Source organism: Brucella pseudogrignonensis, assembly GCF_031454375.1.
GTDB classification, from domain to species: Bacteria; Pseudomonadota; Alphaproteobacteria; order Rhizobiales; family Rhizobiaceae; genus Brucella; species Brucella pseudogrignonensis_A.
Genome location: NZ_JAVDQT010000001.1, coordinates 1,351,384 through 1,366,994, shown reverse-complemented (window position 1 = coordinate 1,366,994; position 15,611 = coordinate 1,351,384). Strand labels below are relative to the sequence as shown.

Below are 15,611 nucleotides of genomic sequence, written 5' to 3'. Positions count from 1 at the left end.
ATGGCTTGGGCAAAGTAGGGTTGGGGAAATTGACGACATATTATCAAAAAGAGAAGGCTGCACGCTCGCTGGCGCGGCTGGTTTTTATCAGCCTTCTGCCATTTGCAGTTGCGGCCTGCACCACAACACAAGACAGGCCTGTTGTTGTTAACATGCCTGAACCAGTGGTCATGGCACCTGAGCCGGTGGCAGTTACACCTGTCTTGCCGGAGCCGGAAATCCAGACGGCAAAGAGCGAATATGAAGTGATGTATGGTGCTGTCACTGACGGCGGTAATCACATTGCAGCACTTGATCTCAGTAAAATTGCCGAACGCAATCTGCGCAAACAGGTTGATTATCAGACCAGCCATCCGGTCGGCACCATTATCGTCGATCCTTATGCGCGTTATCTCTATCTCGTGCAGCCCGGTGGCAAGGCCATGCGCTATTCTGTTGGGGTGGGCCGCGCAGGGCTGACTTTCAGCGGTGAGGCGCAGGTCGCTTACAAGGCACAATGGCCACGCTGGACACCAACGCAAAACATGATCAAGCGCAATCCCGATCATTATGCAAAATACGCCAATGGTCTGGAAGGCGGCATTCGCAACCCGCTTGGCGCACGTGCGCTCTATCTTTATCGCGATGGCAAGGACACGCTTTATCGCATCCACGGCACCAACGAACCCTGGTCAATCGGCAAGGCCGCTTCGTCGGGCTGCATCCGTCTTTTCAATCAGGACATTCTCGATCTTCACAAGCGTGTTTCGGCTGGAAGTCGCGTTGTTGTCCTGAGCAAGTCTCAATCCGGTCAAGGAGAAAGCTAATGATGAACCGCCGCCAGATGCTCGCTACAACAGTAGCCGGAGCCGCAACACTTGCATTTTCTGGCGGCGCGAGCTTCGCCCAGCGCGCACCGAGCGTCGCCGAAGTCCTTTATGACACCGAAATCCCGGTGCTCGGCAATCCGAAAGGCGATGTGACTATCGTTGAGTATTTCGATTATCAGTGTCCCTATTGCAAAAAGGGCCATGCTGAATTGATGCGCGTTGTCGAGAAAGACGGCAATGTTCGGCTGGTGCTGAAAGACTGGATTATCTTCGGCGATAATTCCTCCTATCCGGCGCGTCTGGTGCTGGCGGCGGAAAAGTCGGGAAATTACGTCAAAGCTATGGAAGCCATGATGCAGACGCCGGGACGTCTGACAAAAGACCAGACCGATGCGGCTTTGAAAAAGGCTGGCCTTGATCCCAAGAAGCTCGAAGCTGACTATAAGGCCGATGCAGCGCGGATCGACGGCATTCTTGAGCGCAACATGGAACAGGGCGAGGCGTTCAATTTCAGTGGTACGCCGTCTTTCGTCATCGGCACCCGTCTTTACGGCGGTGTGATGAAAGAGCAAAATCTGATCGATGCGATCAAAGAGGCACGTAAGGCTTAACGCGGTCGTAAAATTTGAAAGCAAGCAGCGGAGTGTTGTTTCTCTTGTAAGGGAATAGCTTTCCTTCATAGTAAGAAGGGAAACGGACATGAACCTGATGACATTGACCCACAGCACAGATGACAGCCGCTGGAGACAAGTGCTTGCGCGGGACAAGGCATCGGACGGTGAGTTTGTCTATGCCGTCCGCACGACGGGCGTTTATTGCCGCCCGTCATGTCCTTCGCGACGTGCAAAACGCGAAAATGTCCAGTTCTTTGCTGCTTGCGACGATGCGGAACACGCAGGTTTTCGTCCCTGCATGCGCTGCAAACCGCATGTTGATGCAACGCTTGAGACACAAAACACTGCGCGTTATGCCGATATGGTTTCGCTTGCTTGTCGTTTCATTGAGAATGCTGAAGAAGTCCCGGCGCTTGAAGACATTGCCCGGGCCGTTGGCGCAAGTCCGGCGCATTTCCATCGCATTTTTAAAAGCTTTACCGGCCTCACGCCCAAAGCATATGCCGATGCGCACCGCGCCGACAAAATGCGCGCCGTCCTCAAAGAAACCAGTCGTGTTACCGATGCAATCTATGAGGCGGGCTATAATTCCTCCAGCCGTTTCTATGAGGCCTCAGACAAGATACTCGGCATGAAGCCAAAAGCTTTCAAATCTGGTGGCGAAAGCGAAACTATCCGCTTTGCGATTGGTCAATCTGTTCTTGGCGCGGTGCTGGCGGCGGAAAGCGGCAAGGGTGTTTGCGCTATTCTGATGGGGGATGATCCGCAGGAATTGATTGACGATCTGGAGAAGCGTTTCCCCAAAGCAAAGCTTGTCGGTGCGGATCGTGACTTCGAAGATCATATCGCGCAAGTGATCGGCTTTGTCGAAAATCCCGGTATCGGTTTTCATCTGCCACTTGATTTAAGAGGCACAGCCTTTCAGCAGCGCGTCTGGCAAGCCTTACGCGAAATCCCATTGGGTAAAACGGTGAGTTATAGCGAGCTTGCTGAAACAATGGGGCTGCCAAAGTCGGCACGCGCGGTCGCTCAAGCCTGCGGTGCAAATAAGATCGCTGTTGCTGTTCCCTGTCATCGCGTGGTGCGTCATGACGGTGGAATTTCCGGCTATCGCTGGGGGGTGGAACGCAAGCGCGAATTGCTCGAAAAAGAGCGTCAGTCATGAAAGAGAAACTGGCCTCTTACGACTGGCAGAAAATTGCAGATGAGCTGGATCAGTTTGGTGCTGCAACACTGGAACAGTTCTTTTCCAAAGAGCAGTGCAGTGAGATCAGCGGTTTTTATAACAATTCTGATGCGTTTCGCTCGACAATTTCAATGGCGAGGCACGGGTTTGGGCGCGGTGAGTATAAATATTTCGCCTATCCACTCCCAAAGATCATCGGTGAATCCCGCAAGGAGTTGTATGGGCGTCTAAGCCCTATAGCTAATCGCTGGAGTGAACGTCTCGGAAACGGAGTGGAATACCCCGAGAATCATGAGGAATATCTCGCGAGGTGTCATGCTGCTGCGCAAACGCGCCCGACGCCTCTCATCCTGCAATATGTGACGGGCGATTATAACTGCCTGCATCAGGATCTTTACGGCGATCTTGCTTTTCCGCTTCAGGTAGCGGTGCTTTTGTCGCAGCCAGGTGAAGATTTTACGGGTGGGGAATTTGTGCTCACAGAGCAGCGTCCACGTATGCAAAGTAGGGCGGAAGTCGTTCCTTTAAGGCAGGGAGATGCTGTGATCTTTGCAGTAAACGACAGGCCGGTCCGTGGCACGCGTGGCGATTATAGAGTTAAAATGCGGCACGGCGTCAGCCGTTTGCGTTCAGGCAAGCGTCATACGCTGGGCATTATATTTCATGATGCACAATAAGGGGTTGCAACGTTTTTGCGGATGGCTTTTGATCGCAATACGAGATCAAAGGAGTCGAAAATGAGCGTGACCATCTACGGTATTAAGGCCTGTGACACGATGAAGAAGGCCCGTAGCTGGCTTGAGGATCATGGCATTGAATACAGCTTTCACGACTACAAGAAAGAAGGTCTGGACGCTGCAACAATCGACCGGTTTCTCAAGGACATAGAGTGGGAAAAGCTGCTCAATCGTGCGGGCACAACCTTCCGTAAATTGCCAGAAGAAGAGCGCCAGAATGTCGATGCTGCTAAGGCGCGCGCGTTGATGCTGGCACAGCCTTCCATGGTGAAACGCCCGGTTCTTGATAAGGACGGCAAGCTGACGGTCGGCTTTAAACCGGATCAGTACGAAGATTTTTTCAAGGCTTAACTTATTGAAAGCCTGCCATAAATTCTATCTCTGAATATGACGGATAACAGGGCAGGCCATTCATGCATCAACGGCTTAACAGAGTTTTTCAGCAATGGTCGGTGAGTTGGCGCGATGCGCTGATCGCTTCCATTGGTGGTGCGGTTGCATGGCTTATCTGCCAGTGGATGCTTGGCCAGCCGCGCCCTGTTTTTGCGATGGTGACGGCGGTTATCTGCCTTGCGCCGAACCTGCCCAATCATGGCAAACAGGCGATTGGCGTCATCGCGGGCGTGACCACCGGTGTGATTGTCGGTGAGTTATCTCTCTTCGTGCCGGATACGATCATGGTCCTGCATATGAGCATTGCCACTTGCGTCGCTATGGTGATTGCAACGACTTTTGGTCTGGCTCCTGCCATCGCTATTCAATCAGGCGTTTCGGCTATTCTTGTGCTGGCTATGGGACCGCAAGTCGCTGGAATGACACGGCTTATTGATGTTCTGGTGGGGGCGGGTGTTGGGCTGTTGTTCAGCCAGATATTGGTGACGCCCGATCCTGTCAGGCTGATTGATCGCGCCGTTCGCGGCTTGGTCGATAATATCCTGAAAGGTCTCAAGCAGTCGGCAACTGCGCTGGAAAAGCGTGATGTTGTGCATGCGCAAAGCGCAATCAATCAGTTCACGCGAGCGCAACGAGCGGTCAATGCGCTAGGCGACGGCATAGCATTGGCTCGTTCCAATGCCCGCTGGTCATTGCGTGGGCGGCTTGTCGCGCGCGAAGTCAGCGAAATGGCAGGTCGCTATGATCGCCGCGGCATTCGTCTGTATGCATCCGCCTTGCTGTTCGGCGAAGCGCTTGGCAATGCGCTACGCAAGAAAGAAGCTCAGCCGCCTGAGTGGGTTGCGCAGTCTCTGCAAGCAGTTATTCATAATTGTAATCTCGAAGAGGGGGAGGTGCCGGAGCGTTTGCCACCTGTGCCACAAGACATTGATTTTAGCTGGCGCGATACGGCTTTTCGCTTGCAGTCGGTCAATGAAACGCTGTTGCACTTTCTGCATTCCGCCCAACCGGATAGCGTTCCGGTGCGCAAGCCGATGCCGGAAAGTTGAACTGAATTTCTGTGATTGATCCCATCAGAAAAATTCAATTGTATGCCAAGAAACGAAGCGTATTTTCCGCGTCATGAATAAGACAATCCCCCAGATATACAAGCACACATCTGCCCTTCGCTATGCCCTTGGCGGCTTTTTTGCCATGATTGCGGTGATGGGCATTGGCCGTTTCATCTACACACCGATCTTGCCCGGTATGATGGTAGATGTAAGCTTCAATGCTGCTGATGCAGGCTTTATCGCTTCGGCCAATTACGTGGGTTATCTGCTCGGAGCGATTGTTGCGGGCTATGGCTGGTCAGCGGGAATCGAGCGCGCAAGTGTGTTGACTGGCCTGATTATCAGCGCCGTCCTTTGTGCGCTCATGGCGATGGTCGATGGCGTCTGGCTTTTCTCAATCATTCGCTTTGCAGCCGGATTTATCAGCGCTGTAACAATGATTTTAGCCACTGCAATTGTGTTGAGTCACATCACGAAGGCGGAAAGGCCGGGGTTTGGAGCACTGCATTTTGGCGGTGTGGGTGCTGGTATCGCGCTGTCTGCCATTATGGTCGCAGCGGTCCGTTTTCTCGGCTTCGACTGGCGCGCCGACTGGATTGGTGCGGCTGTTTTAAGTGCAGTTCTGGCTGTTTGCGTGGTCTTTTTGGTTAAAGAAGGCCCGATTGGCGGGAATAATGGTAAGCGTGAACCTGCGCTGCCGAATAGCTTTGCTTTCAATGCGATAGCGCTCGCTTATGGCATTTTTGGCTTTGGCTACGTGATCACGGCAACTTTCATCATCGCGATTGTCCGCGCCAATGAGGGCGGTGGATTGATGGAAGCAGGCGTGTGGGTGCTGACGGGGCTTTGTGCTGCACCATCGATTTGGTTGTGGTCGCCCGCGATCCGCAAATTCGGTCTGTTTACAGCCTTTGCAATCACGGCCCTCATTGAGGCGGTGGGTGTTGCGGCAAGCGTTTTGCTTTCTCCACCTTGGGGTCCACTGATTGGTGGCGCGCTGTTGGGTATAACTTTTATGGCGCTGACTGCATTTGGCCTTCAGGCTGCCCGTGTGCTGGCACCTCAATCACCAAAACGTGCTCTGGCGCGCATGACAGTCTGCTTCAGCATCGGTCAGATTGCTGGACCGCTGGTCGCAGGCTTTATGGCGCAGCACTTTGGCTCGTTTACACTGCCCAGCCTTGTTGCGGCCTTTGCATTGGTTGTAACAGCCGTGATCGGCCTCGCTGCTGGCAAAGCTGCCAAGTGACGGGAAACCTTACAATTATTTAACTGGCAAATATGAGGTCGCAGGAGTTAATTGCGAAAACATTGATTTTTGGAATTAACTCCGATGTTCGTATCCTTTTTCCCGCGCCCGAAGCTATTCTTCTCTTCTGTGTTGTTCTGGAGCCTTCTGGCGGTGCTGGGATGGTATCAGGGCGGTGCAAACCTTGGACATCTGATTGGTTTGCCGCCTGCTGCCGTTGATGCAGCCCCGATTATTGGTGCTAGCGTTTTCTGGTCAGCACCTTTTCTGTGGTTCTATATATATTTCGCGGTGGCGGTTTTTGCGTTTTACGCTTTCTGGTCCTTATTCGCCCCACATCGTTGGCAACGCTGGTCGATTTTGGGTTCAGGTCTTATCCTGTTCACGACCTATTTCAGTGTGCAGGTCAGTGTCGCTGTCAACGCCTGGTATGGTCCGTTCTACGATATGGTGCAGAATGCACTGGCCAAACCGGGAGCAGTTCAGGCAGCAGACTTCTACTGGAGCATGCTGGATTTTGCGGGTATCGCCTTTATTGCCGTAACGATCAGCGTGTTGAGCGCGTTTTTCATCAGCCATTATATCTTCCGCTGGCGCACGGCGATGAATGATTTTTACATGAGCCATTGGCCAAAACTGCGCTCGGTTGAAGGTGCAGCGCAGCGTGTGCAGGAAGACACGATGCGGTTTTCTACTACGCTTGAGCAGCTTGGGGTGAACCTGATCAAGGCTATCATGACGCTGATCGCGTTCCTTCCCGTGCTGTTTTCATTCTCCGATAAGGTCAGCGAATTGCCGATCATCGGCATGGTGCCTCATGCGCTGGTTTGGGCTGCGATTATCTGGGCGCTGTTTGGCACGGGCTTTCTGGCGCTGGTTGGCATCAAGTTGCCGGGACTGGAATTCAACAATCAGCGTGTGGAAGCTGCCTATCGTAAAGAGCTGGTCTATGGCGAGGATCATACGGATCGCGCGCATCCGCTGACCATGGGTGAGCTGTTCTTCAATGTCCGCCAGAACTATTTCCGGCTTTACTTCCACTACGTCTATTTCAACGTCGCCCGTATCTTCTATCTACAGGCCGATAATATTTTCCCGACGCTTATTCTGGTTCCGTCCATTGTTGCTGGCAAACTGACTCTGGGTCTGATGAACCAGATACTCAACGTGTTTGATCAGGTGCGTGGCTCGTTCCAGTACCTGGTCAACTCATGGACGACAATTATCGAACTTCTGTCGATCTATAAACGTCTGCGCGGCTTTGAAGCGGTGATCTATGATGAGCCTTTGCCGACGCTCGATCAGGAAAACCTTGGCCTGACGTCATAATGCCTGGGAGTTGCTTTCGGGCGGGTTACCGCCCGGAGCGCCAATGCTGTTGAGATAATCATTATAGGTTGTGCATTTGACGTCTGGCTTGTTGCAGACTTCGGACACAAGCCGTTCCATTGCACGCCAGTATGCACCGTCATTCATCAGCACAAAATGGAAACCAAGCTGGAGCGGGATGCGCTCGCCATCATATTGTTTTTCAAACGCGGCACGGAACGCATTATAGGTGCGTTCTTCAAACTGTGCGGCCTGTGCAGGCGCTTCCTTGCCCTTGGAATGGCGAACATAGAGATTGTAATCCATGCCAACGATAGGCCGCTGTGATGGGCCTTCGGGAATAAGCGGCAGACCAAAGGAAGCAAATGCGCCGCTGATCTGCGGCAGTTCGGGCCCGCGCGTGATGGATGATGCCTGATAACGGAACCCTTCCGATTTCAGTGCATCCTGCACAGGTTTTGATGCCGCAAGATAGGGGGCACGAAAACCATTAATGCCGTGGCGTGCCAGTTCTTGCCAGCCTTCCGGTTCGCCTTCAATGCCGTTATTCTTGTAGGCATCGGCAGTAATGCGGCGAAATTCTTTGATTTCCTTATCCCAGTCGGCGGTTGACCAATCGGTTCCGTCAAAATGGCCGCAGCCATGACTCGCAATTTCATTGCCTTCGAGATGCGCCTGCCAGATATTGCCAAGCCGCGTCACAACTTCATCATGGCTCAAAGCAAAGCCGACATTGGACGCACCGGCGCGCTTATGCGGCGGCTGGTAATCGCGGCGACTTTTCTTTTCCATCAGGAAAACGCAGGACAGAAAATAGGTGAAATGCGCATTGTTGCGTTTCGCCAGTTCCCGCGAGCGGGTCCATAGCTTGTTGTCATGCGCGCCATCAAACGAAATCAGCACATATTGTGGCTTGGACGTTTCCGCCTGAACCGGATTTGTGACAAAGGCAAGTGATGCTGAAAGGGCGACAATGGAAGAAAGAACACGCATGGGATGATGAACGCCAGTATGGGGGGAAAGGTTGCGTCAACGCATGTCGCGGAAAAGTGGGAACCGGTTTTCCGATAACGACATGCGCAAAATAAAATAGCTAAAGCGAGTGGGTGGATAGGAGTAGCCGCCACAAGCTTTAGCTGTTGAATAAGGCAAAGCTCAGACACAAATACAGATTGTTCGGTTAAGGTGCAGCTTATTTCGCTCTCGGGTCTTACATCTCAAGCGAATTCCGATTAAAAGCGCCAGAACATACAAATTAAGATCAACGGTTTTAAGAGCGCGGCATTATACATAATGCGCTCCACTCAGAGTGGCAGGTCCATGGCAGACGACAGTTTCATCCGCGAGGTAAACGAGGAACTCCGTTCGGAACGGGCGAAGCAAGTTTGGAAAAACTTTGGCCCCATCGTTATCGGTGCGGCTGTTGCAATCGTTATCGGTACAGCTGGCTGGGTTGGCTATCAGCACTGGGCTGATGGTAAGGCAAACGCGGCTGGTGACAAGTTCCTCGCAGCGCTTGATCTGGCCGCAGCCGGAAAGAACGATGAGGCAATTGCAGCGCTCGATGATCTGGAAAAGACCGGCTACGGTTCTTATCCGGTGCTGGCACGTCTGCGTTCGGCTTCGGTCTTGGCTGCAAAGGGTGATGCGACTGCGGCTGTTGCAGCCTTTGATGCGGTTGCCGCTGATAATGCAATTCCAGCGCCGATGCGTGATATAGCGCGCCTGCGTGCAGCTTATCTGCTGGTTGATTCTGGTTCTTATGATGATGTCGCAAAGCGCGTTGAAACGCTTTCGGCAGATGGCAATCCAATGCGCTCCAGCGCGCGCGAGACGCTCGGTCTTGCAGCATGGAAGGCAGAGCGTTTCGACGATGCTGCCAAGCTCTATCAGCAGATTGCCAATGATACACTGGCCCCGGCGAATATCCGCCAGCGCGCCAACACAATGCTTGATCTCATGCGCGGCGCTGGCATCACTGTGCCAGAAGCTCAGGGCTGAGCTACACTAATTTCGGAGTAATACGAACCTATGGGTTTCACTCTCGCCATCGTCGGGCGTCCCAATGTCGGCAAGTCCACACTGTTTAATCGCCTCGTCGGCCGTAAGCTGGCGCTGGTCGATGACTTGCCGGGCGTTACGCGCGACCGGCGCATTCATGATGCAAAGCTCTATGATCTGAAGTTTCAGGTTATCGATACGGCTGGTTTGGAAGACGCTGCCAATGACAGTCTGGAAGCGCGCATGCGCGCACAGACCGAAGCAGCCATTCAGGAAGCCGATGCGATCCTCTTTGTCGTTGACGCCAAAGCCGGTGTAACGCCGACTGACGCAACCTTTGCAGAACTGGTCCGTCGCTCGAACCGTCCAGTTGTGCTGGTGGCAAACAAATCAGAAGCACGCGGCGCACAGTCGGGTCTTTACGATGCGTTCCAGCTTGGTCTGGGTGAGCCTTGCGCGATTTCCGCTGAACATGGTCAGGGCATGCCTGATCTGCGTGATGCGATTGTCGAGCTTTTGGGTGAAGAGCGCGTTTTCGCGGATGAACGCGAAGAGGAAGAAGCCGACGAAGTCTTCACACCAAAGGCTGTTGGTGAGCTGATCGGCGACGACATCGAAGACCCGGATGAAGAAGAAATTCCGGCTTACGACACGACCAAGCCGCTGCGTATTGCCATTGTCGGACGTCCGAATGCAGGCAAGTCGACGATGATCAATACGATGCTTGGCGAAGACCGTCTGCTGACAGGTCCGGAAGCTGGCATCACACGCGATTCGATTTCGGTCGATTGGGAATGGCGCGGCCGCAAGATCAAGCTTTATGATACCGCTGGTCTGCGCCGCAAATCACGCGTTCAGGAAAAGCTTGAGAAGCTTTCGGTTGCCGATGGCTTGCGCGCTATTCGCTTTGCTGAAGTTGTGATCATCGTTCTCGATGCGACGATCCCGTTTGAAAAGCAGGATTTGCAGATTGCCGATCTGATTATCCGCGAAGGCCGTGCGCCGATCATCGCGTTTAACAAGTGGGATCTGATTGAAGACCGCCAAATGGTTCTGGCTGATCTTCATGAAAAGACCGCACGTCTACTGCCGCAGGTGCGTGGTATCCGCGCTGTGCCTATCTCTGGCGAACGCGGTCAGGGTCTCGACAAGCTTATGGAAAACCTTGTCAAAACCCATGAGATCTGGAACCGCCGTATTTCGACGGGTCGCCTCAACCGCTGGCTTGCTGGCGTTATTGCACACCAGCCACCACCGGCTGTTTCTGGTCGCCGCCTGAAGGTCAAATATATGACGCAGGTGAAGACCCGTCCTCCGGGCTTTGTCGTGAACTGTTCGCGCCCTGATGCGATGCCACAGTCTTACGTGCGCTATATGGTCAATGGTCTGCGTGAAACTTTCGATATGCCGGGCGTGCCGATCCGCTTGTCGCTGACGACATCGGAAAATCCGTTCGCAGGTCGTGCAAAGAAGAAGAAATAAGCAAAAGCCCGGTCGCGAGACCGGGCTTTTCTCTTACTTGGGCTTGCGTGTAGCCAATCCTGCGGAAGCAACCCCCATCACACATAGAGCCGCAATGCCAAGCGATACGTTGCTCGCGGCGTTAAGCGCCGTGCCATCGCCTGCGCTCATCAAAGTCCCGGCGAGTGCGGATGTGATCGAGAACGCGATGAGCTGCGTGGTTGTGATTGCGGCTGCCGCTTTGCCGCCCTCAGCCGGATCGTTGGTACTGCTCATGGCTGCAACGCCAAGCAGGGGCCACGAGATGCCAATGCCGATACCCGCAACACCAAGTGCCAGCGTCCACAACAGAATTGTCGGCGTTGATGCCTGATCGGTGAGGAGCAGGCTAAAGGCAATCAAGCCAACTGCCAATAACAAAGGGCCGAGACGAATGGCACGGCGGCGGGTTGTTTTTGAATTGATCGATACTGCAAAGAGCTGTGCAATTACCCAAGCGAGTGACAGAACTGCGCCCAATAGTCCGGCAAGCAGTGGGCTAAGACCTGCGAGTTGCTGACTGAATAGCGGAATGAAATTTTCGAGCATGACGCCAGCACTCAATGCCGCGACGGTCAGATAAGTCCATTTGAGTGAATTGCCCGGCAGATAGGTTATGCGTGGCAGGATCGTGTTTGTGGCACTGCGTTCAATCAGAACGAAGACGATCAGCAGCATAATTCCAATGCCGATTGTAATCAGTGTCGGTAGACCGATTGGCAGAACAGAGCTGATGCTGATCGTAATAATTGCAAGCAATAGTGGGACAAGCGAAGCAAAAGGTATTGGCGCGCGATAGCCGCTTGTCTTGGCCTGTCTGAATGACCCGCGGGCAATGAGCGCCAGCAGAAGTGCGGCCACTGCCAGTGCAGCATAGGCCCATCGCCACAAACCAAATTCTGCAAACAAGCCACCTATTGACGGGCCGAACAGTGTGCCAACCCCCCACATTGCAGAGACAATACCCGTCGCCCGCGCCCAGAGCTTTTCAGGCAGGGCAGATCGGATCACCGCATAGCCAAGACCGGCCAGCAGGCCGCCTCCCAGCCCCTGAATAATGCGGGCCACTATCAACAATTCCATTGTCGGGCTGATCGCAGCGCCGAAGGCTCCAAGAGTAAATATTGTGAAGGCGATGACATAGGCCGAAGCTGCACCTTTCCAGTCGAGTACGCGGCTGACGAAAAGCGATGCAACAATGGCTGCAATGACAAAACCTGTTGTAACCCAAGCGTAAAACTGTTGCCCGCCAATATCCATCACGATGGAAGGCATCAGTGCTGCCGTGAAATAAAGGTTCATTGCATAGAGCAGAATGCCGCCCGCCATGACAGAAACAACGGCGAGGTGCGGGCCTGAAAAGAGATCAGCCCAGCTGGCTGAGGACGTGTCGAGGCTTCCGGCCTCGTGTGAGAGTCCAGTCATTGTAGTTCTCCATAATGCAGAGCTTGAATTAGTTTTGTGAGCCGTCTCGTTGCGACAAAAATAGCACCAGCAGCGACACGGTGAGCACGATCAGAGGTGCAATCGCGTGATCATATTCGGCGTGAAAAAGCGTTGTGAGACTTGCTGCGACCATGACCAAAGCGCCAATTGCAGCGCCGGTTTTGCGTGTAGGTGGGTTGATTAACAATGCTGCGGCCGCCAATTCCAGCGTAGCGGTTATATAATGAAACCAGTCCGGATAGCCCCAGCGGGCATAGGAGGCCGCGTTCTGCGGTGAAAGCAAGAAATTGCCATAAGCGCCGAACACGAAAAATGCAGCCAGCAAGAATGCAAGGCCAGTGGTGAAGACGGAGCGGATATTCATGATGCGAATTCTCAGATTGGGCATGACAAAACCCATCACCCGAATTGAGATTTTCGGGCGTGACATTTCGTCTGGACTTCTGTTTTAGATGGTTCTGCCGAGGCAGAATGTTATATTCGAGTGTTCACTCTATTTATGTTCGATCCAGTGTCAAGCATAATTAGAATGATTGATCTATTTATGGAGATGTGAATGGTTCGCACCGTCAATCCGGAAAAACATGAAGAGAAGCGGCTGGAGATTCTGGAAGCTGCCCATCGCTGTTTTCTGCGCGAAGGATTGCAGGGCGCATCCATTGCAAAAATCTGTAAGGAGGCGGAAATCAGCCCCGGCCATCTCTACCACTATTTCTCCAGCAAGGAGGAAATCGTTGAGCAGATGGCAGATGAATATCTGCGTAAGTTGCATGGAGATTTTGCAAGCCACCCGGAAGGGCAGGACACAGCCACCGTGTTGCTGTCAGAGCTCTGGGGTATGAGCGGCTGGAATGAGGTCGATCATTGCCGCATCCTGTTTGAGCTTCTGTCAGAAGCGGGACGAAGCGAGCGCGTAAAGGAAATTCTGCGAAGCAACACAGCCAGCATTCGCAAAATGCTGGCGGATACATTGAAAGCAGGACAGGCGCGTGGCGAAGTCGATCCATCGCTGAATGTCGAACATACGAGTGCGATGTTGATTGCGGTGCTGGATTCCGCCCCCATGCTGCCTTTGATGGTGCCGGATGCAAGCTTTGAGGAAAGCCGCAAGCTGCTGACCACGATGATCACGCGTTTCTTGCGGCCACAATAATCTCATAAATCAAGGGTGAAGTTGGGCACCCTTGATCGCTTTGTCGATGTCTTTCTTTGGGCCATAGAGCGCCAGCCCGACCAGATCAGGCGTATCGGCATTGTCTGCGCGGAAAACTTCGCGATTGGCGACATCGTGTCCGGTTTCAAACATTGCCCGGACATAGGCGGCGCGGGTCAGGTCCCGCTGCAATGACTGTTGCCATGCCCGTTGGAGAATATCGAGACTCGCTGAAAAGATAACTATTGGCTGACCGAGCAGACGTGCATGTGACCGGCCATTTGCATCGACATATGGTTCGCCCATCGCATGGAAAGCGGCACCGGCAATGCCTGATGCAAGAAACGCGGTGACATTAAGTTTTTGCCACATCTGCAAATCGCCCTCTACCAGAATGGCGATTTTTGTATCGAAAATCATGATCCGTTCCTCATTAAAAAGGAGCGGATAGCGCGACTAGCGCGCCAAATCTGGAACGTTTGTGCGTCCTCGGCGATATTGTGCCGGGGTCAGTCCATAGGTCCGCCGGAACCACCGCCCCATATGGCTCTGATCGGCAAAGCCGCTCAGCATAGCGGCTTGTGCAGGCGTTTCCTGTTCACGCAAGAGACGGCGTGCAGCAGCAAGTCGCAATTGTACGAGGCATGCGTGGAGCGATGTGCCATAGCGACGGCGAAAACTACGCGACAGTGCGAAGCGGTCGCTTGCGCCTACGGCTTCGACCAGTTGTTCAAGCCCGATCTCTTCCTCAAAATGTGCGCGAAGATATTCCATAGCACGCTCGGAGATATCTGATGAGATCAGGTGGGGTTTAGGTGTGTCCCGACCCAGATGGTTGCAAAGCAGTGCAATAATCTCGTCGCGCCCTTCTTCGATAGAAAGACGCGGCGCAGCATCAAGTATCAGGCTTGCAGTGCGGGCGATTGCATTGGCCAGATGCGGATCGTCGGTCACTGTGCTGCGAAAGCCAATTGCGGCATCACTGCCGCCCATCTCCCGCTTGAGCAGCGATTGCGGCAGATAAAGCATGGAATAGGTAAAGCCATCATCCCGGATCGCTTGCCCGTCATGTAACTCTCCCGGCTCAATCAGCATGACCTTGCCGGTGGTACTTTGGCGTCTTTGTCCGCGACAGAAAAAATCCTGAACGCCATAATGGGTTACGCCGACCAGCCATTCATCATGAAAGTGCATGTCATAGGCATGGCTATGAAACCGCGCGCCAACAGCTTCAAGCCCAGTGGCCTGATCGCGGCGGAGCTGAAATTTATCGCGCGTTTTATCCAAAGACACCACCTTCATCGGCATCGACGGTGATCGATAGCGATACATGGCGCGGGCGGGTGAGGGCAAATACAACCGATTCGACGATATCGCGGCTGGTGGCAGCTTGGCCTTTTTGCCGTTCAGCTGAGGCTTCCCAGTTGTCTTCCAGCGGCGAGGCATCTTCCAGATAAGGTGGATGCACGACGATAGAACGAACCGGCGTTCCAGCAAGCTTCTGTCTCAGACCGTCTGCCAGTGCTGCTTGCGCGCGCTTTGCCGCATAGAATGGAATCGAGACTGTCTGCAATGGTGCGTTGGGCAATCCACTGATCGAGCCGATGGTGACAATATCCGGTTGGGGTGAAGCGTTCAGAAGCGGCAACAGCCCCTGTGTGAACAGGAATGTTCCGGTGACGGCAGCATTGATCACGCCCGCAACTTCCGCTTCGGAATAGTCTTCCTGTCTGTCTTCAAGCCACATCGCACCATTATTGATGAGAATATCGATTGCGGAATGCTTCGCCTTGATAGCTTCGATAGCAAGCGCAACACTCGCGGTATCAGCCAGATCGACCTGAACGGTTTCGACCTTTCGTCCGGTATGCTCAGCAATGCTCTGCGCTGTTGCTTCAAGCGCGCCCATGCTGCGTCCGCAAAGCACCACGTCGCATCCGGCTTCAGCCAGCGAAAAAGCAAGAGCCGCTCCCAAACCACGTGCAGCACCAGTTACGACTGCGGTTGTGTTTTCAAAGCGCGACATGGGTTGCTCCTTCAAATCATGAGTTATGCGAACTCTGATTGTCTCTTATTCAAGTTTCTTGCCTTGAGAAACTCTAATCGGTCTGCTACTCCGCCGCCTCCTGAAATTCCCCAATA

At 53.4% G+C, this 15,611-nt stretch carries 17 protein-coding genes; 11 read left to right on the top strand and 6 right to left on the bottom strand.

The window, feature by feature from the left end; genetic code table 11:
• The first annotated feature begins 29 nt into the window (after positions 1–29).
• The 8 genes from J2782_RS06940 (at position 30) to sbmA (ending at position 7,369) form a co-directional block, all read left to right on the top strand.
• Entirely contained in the window at positions 30–806 is a 777-nt protein-coding gene (locus tag J2782_RS06940; protein ID WP_310010868.1) for a L,D-transpeptidase, read from the top strand.
• Positions 806–1,420, top strand: a complete 615-nt coding sequence (locus tag J2782_RS06935; protein ID WP_310010867.1) for a DsbA family protein — start codon at positions 806–808, stop codon at positions 1,418–1,420. The genes J2782_RS06940 and J2782_RS06935 overlap by 1 nt, the downstream gene beginning before the upstream one ends.
• Before the next feature lie 88 nt (positions 1,421–1,508).
• Complete coding sequence (ada, locus tag J2782_RS06930) at positions 1,509–2,588, top strand: bifunctional DNA-binding transcriptional regulator/O6-methylguanine-DNA methyltransferase Ada (RefSeq protein WP_310010866.1); 1,080 nt, start codon at positions 1,509–1,511, stop codon at positions 2,586–2,588.
• Positions 2,585–3,286 (top strand): 2OG-Fe(II) oxygenase, encoded by a 702-nt coding sequence (locus J2782_RS06925; RefSeq protein ID WP_310010865.1) that lies wholly within the window; start codon positions 2,585–2,587, stop codon positions 3,284–3,286. The genes ada and J2782_RS06925 overlap by 4 nt, the downstream gene beginning before the upstream one ends.
• A 60-nt stretch (positions 3,287–3,346) precedes the next feature.
• Complete coding sequence (locus J2782_RS06920; protein ID WP_250040141.1) at positions 3,347–3,697, top strand: ArsC family reductase; 351 nt, start codon at positions 3,347–3,349, stop codon at positions 3,695–3,697.
• 62 nt (positions 3,698–3,759) lie between these two features.
• A complete protein-coding gene (locus J2782_RS06915; protein ID WP_310010864.1) occupies positions 3,760–4,788 on the top strand; it encodes an FUSC family protein in 1,029 nt (342 codons plus the stop codon).
• A 73-nt stretch (positions 4,789–4,861) separates the two neighbouring features.
• A complete protein-coding gene (locus J2782_RS06910) occupies positions 4,862–6,040 on the top strand; it encodes a YbfB/YjiJ family MFS transporter (RefSeq protein ID WP_310010863.1) in 1,179 nt (392 codons plus the stop codon).
• An 84-nt stretch (positions 6,041–6,124) separates the two neighbouring features.
• Positions 6,125–7,369: a peptide antibiotic transporter SbmA gene (gene sbmA / locus J2782_RS06905; RefSeq protein WP_310010862.1), complete on the top strand. Its 1,245-nt coding sequence runs from the start codon at positions 6,125–6,127 to the stop codon at positions 7,367–7,369.
• On the opposite strand, the gene J2782_RS06900 is transcribed toward sbmA, so the two are convergent.
• Positions 7,364–8,362, bottom strand: coding sequence for a polysaccharide deacetylase family protein (locus J2782_RS06900; RefSeq protein ID WP_310010861.1), 999 nt, complete (start codon positions 8,360–8,362; stop codon positions 7,364–7,366). The genes sbmA and J2782_RS06900 overlap by 6 nt on opposite strands.
• Positions 8,363–8,689: 327 nt before the next feature.
• Between J2782_RS06900 and J2782_RS06895 the strand changes: the two genes are divergently transcribed.
• Complete coding sequence (locus J2782_RS06895; RefSeq protein WP_310010860.1) at positions 8,690–9,370, top strand: tetratricopeptide repeat protein; 681 nt, start codon at positions 8,690–8,692, stop codon at positions 9,368–9,370.
• A 30-nt stretch (positions 9,371–9,400) separates the two neighbouring features.
• Positions 9,401–10,852 (top strand): ribosome biogenesis GTPase Der, encoded by a 1,452-nt coding sequence (gene der / locus J2782_RS06890; protein ID WP_310010859.1) that lies wholly within the window; start codon positions 9,401–9,403, stop codon positions 10,850–10,852.
• Positions 10,853–10,885: 33 nt separating this feature from the next.
• Here the strand turns inward: der and J2782_RS06885 are convergent, their stop codons facing one another.
• Both J2782_RS06885 and J2782_RS06880 read right to left on the bottom strand, forming a co-directional pair.
• Complete coding sequence (locus J2782_RS06885) at positions 10,886–12,295, bottom strand: MFS transporter (RefSeq protein WP_310010858.1); 1,410 nt, start codon at positions 12,293–12,295, stop codon at positions 10,886–10,888.
• 28 nt (positions 12,296–12,323) lie between these two features.
• Positions 12,324–12,704, bottom strand: coding sequence for a DoxX family protein (locus J2782_RS06880; RefSeq protein WP_310010857.1), 381 nt, complete (start codon positions 12,702–12,704; stop codon positions 12,324–12,326).
• A 168-nt stretch (positions 12,705–12,872) separates the two neighbouring features.
• On the opposite strand from J2782_RS06880, the gene J2782_RS06875 reads away from it, so the two are divergent.
• Complete coding sequence (locus J2782_RS06875; protein WP_310010856.1) at positions 12,873–13,469, top strand: TetR/AcrR family transcriptional regulator; 597 nt, start codon at positions 12,873–12,875, stop codon at positions 13,467–13,469.
• A gap of 9 nt (positions 13,470–13,478) precedes the next feature.
• Here the strand turns inward: J2782_RS06875 and J2782_RS06870 are convergent, their stop codons facing one another.
• The 3 genes from J2782_RS06870 to J2782_RS06860 are packed head-to-tail and all read right to left on the bottom strand — an operon-like array spanning position 13,479 to position 15,495.
• The gene (locus tag J2782_RS06870; protein WP_310010855.1) at positions 13,479–13,889 is read right to left on the bottom strand and encodes a DUF2000 domain-containing protein; all 411 of its coding nucleotides are present in this window, start codon (positions 13,887–13,889) and stop codon (positions 13,479–13,481) included.
• 36 nt (positions 13,890–13,925) lie between these two features.
• Positions 13,926–14,756 (bottom strand): AraC family transcriptional regulator, encoded by an 831-nt coding sequence (locus J2782_RS06865; protein WP_310010854.1) that lies wholly within the window; start codon positions 14,754–14,756, stop codon positions 13,926–13,928.
• A complete protein-coding gene (locus J2782_RS06860; RefSeq protein WP_310010853.1) occupies positions 14,749–15,495 on the bottom strand; it encodes an SDR family oxidoreductase in 747 nt (248 codons plus the stop codon). Before J2782_RS06860 ends, J2782_RS06865 begins: the two co-directional genes overlap by 8 nt.
• Positions 15,496–15,611 lie beyond the last annotated feature (116 nt).

Excerpts from the sequence above, each read along its gene's own strand:
- J2782_RS06935 (WP_310010867.1), top strand. The coding sequence starts at position 806 with ATGATGAACCGCCGCCAGATGCTCGCTACAACAGTAGCCGGAGCCGCA.
- ada (WP_310010866.1), top strand. The coding sequence starts at position 1,509 with ATGAACCTGATGACATTGACCCACAGCACAGATGACAGCCGCTGGAGA.
- J2782_RS06925 (WP_310010865.1), top strand. The coding sequence starts at position 2,585 with ATGAAAGAGAAACTGGCCTCTTACGACTGGCAGAAAATTGCAGATGAG.
- J2782_RS06920 (WP_250040141.1), top strand. The coding sequence starts at position 3,347 with ATGAGCGTGACCATCTACGGTATTAAGGCCTGTGACACGATGAAGAAG.
- J2782_RS06915 (WP_310010864.1), top strand. The coding sequence starts at position 3,760 with ATGCATCAACGGCTTAACAGAGTTTTTCAGCAATGGTCGGTGAGTTGG.
- J2782_RS06910 (WP_310010863.1), top strand. The coding sequence starts at position 4,862 with ATGAATAAGACAATCCCCCAGATATACAAGCACACATCTGCCCTTCGC.
- sbmA (WP_310010862.1), top strand. The coding sequence starts at position 6,125 with ATGTTCGTATCCTTTTTCCCGCGCCCGAAGCTATTCTTCTCTTCTGTG.
- J2782_RS06900 (WP_310010861.1), bottom strand. The coding sequence starts at position 8,362 with ATGCGTGTTCTTTCTTCCATTGTCGCCCTTTCAGCATCACTTGCCTTT.
- J2782_RS06895 (WP_310010860.1), top strand. The coding sequence starts at position 8,690 with ATGGCAGACGACAGTTTCATCCGCGAGGTAAACGAGGAACTCCGTTCG.
- der (WP_310010859.1), top strand. The coding sequence starts at position 9,401 with ATGGGTTTCACTCTCGCCATCGTCGGGCGTCCCAATGTCGGCAAGTCC.
- J2782_RS06885 (WP_310010858.1), bottom strand. The coding sequence starts at position 12,295 with ATGACTGGACTCTCACACGAGGCCGGAAGCCTCGACACGTCCTCAGCC.
- J2782_RS06880 (WP_310010857.1), bottom strand. The coding sequence starts at position 12,704 with ATGCCCAATCTGAGAATTCGCATCATGAATATCCGCTCCGTCTTCACC.
- J2782_RS06875 (WP_310010856.1), top strand. The coding sequence starts at position 12,873 with ATGGTTCGCACCGTCAATCCGGAAAAACATGAAGAGAAGCGGCTGGAG.
- J2782_RS06870 (WP_310010855.1), bottom strand. The coding sequence starts at position 13,889 with ATGATTTTCGATACAAAAATCGCCATTCTGGTAGAGGGCGATTTGCAG.
- J2782_RS06860 (WP_310010853.1), bottom strand. The coding sequence starts at position 15,495 with ATGTCGCGCTTTGAAAACACAACCGCAGTCGTAACTGGTGCTGCACGT.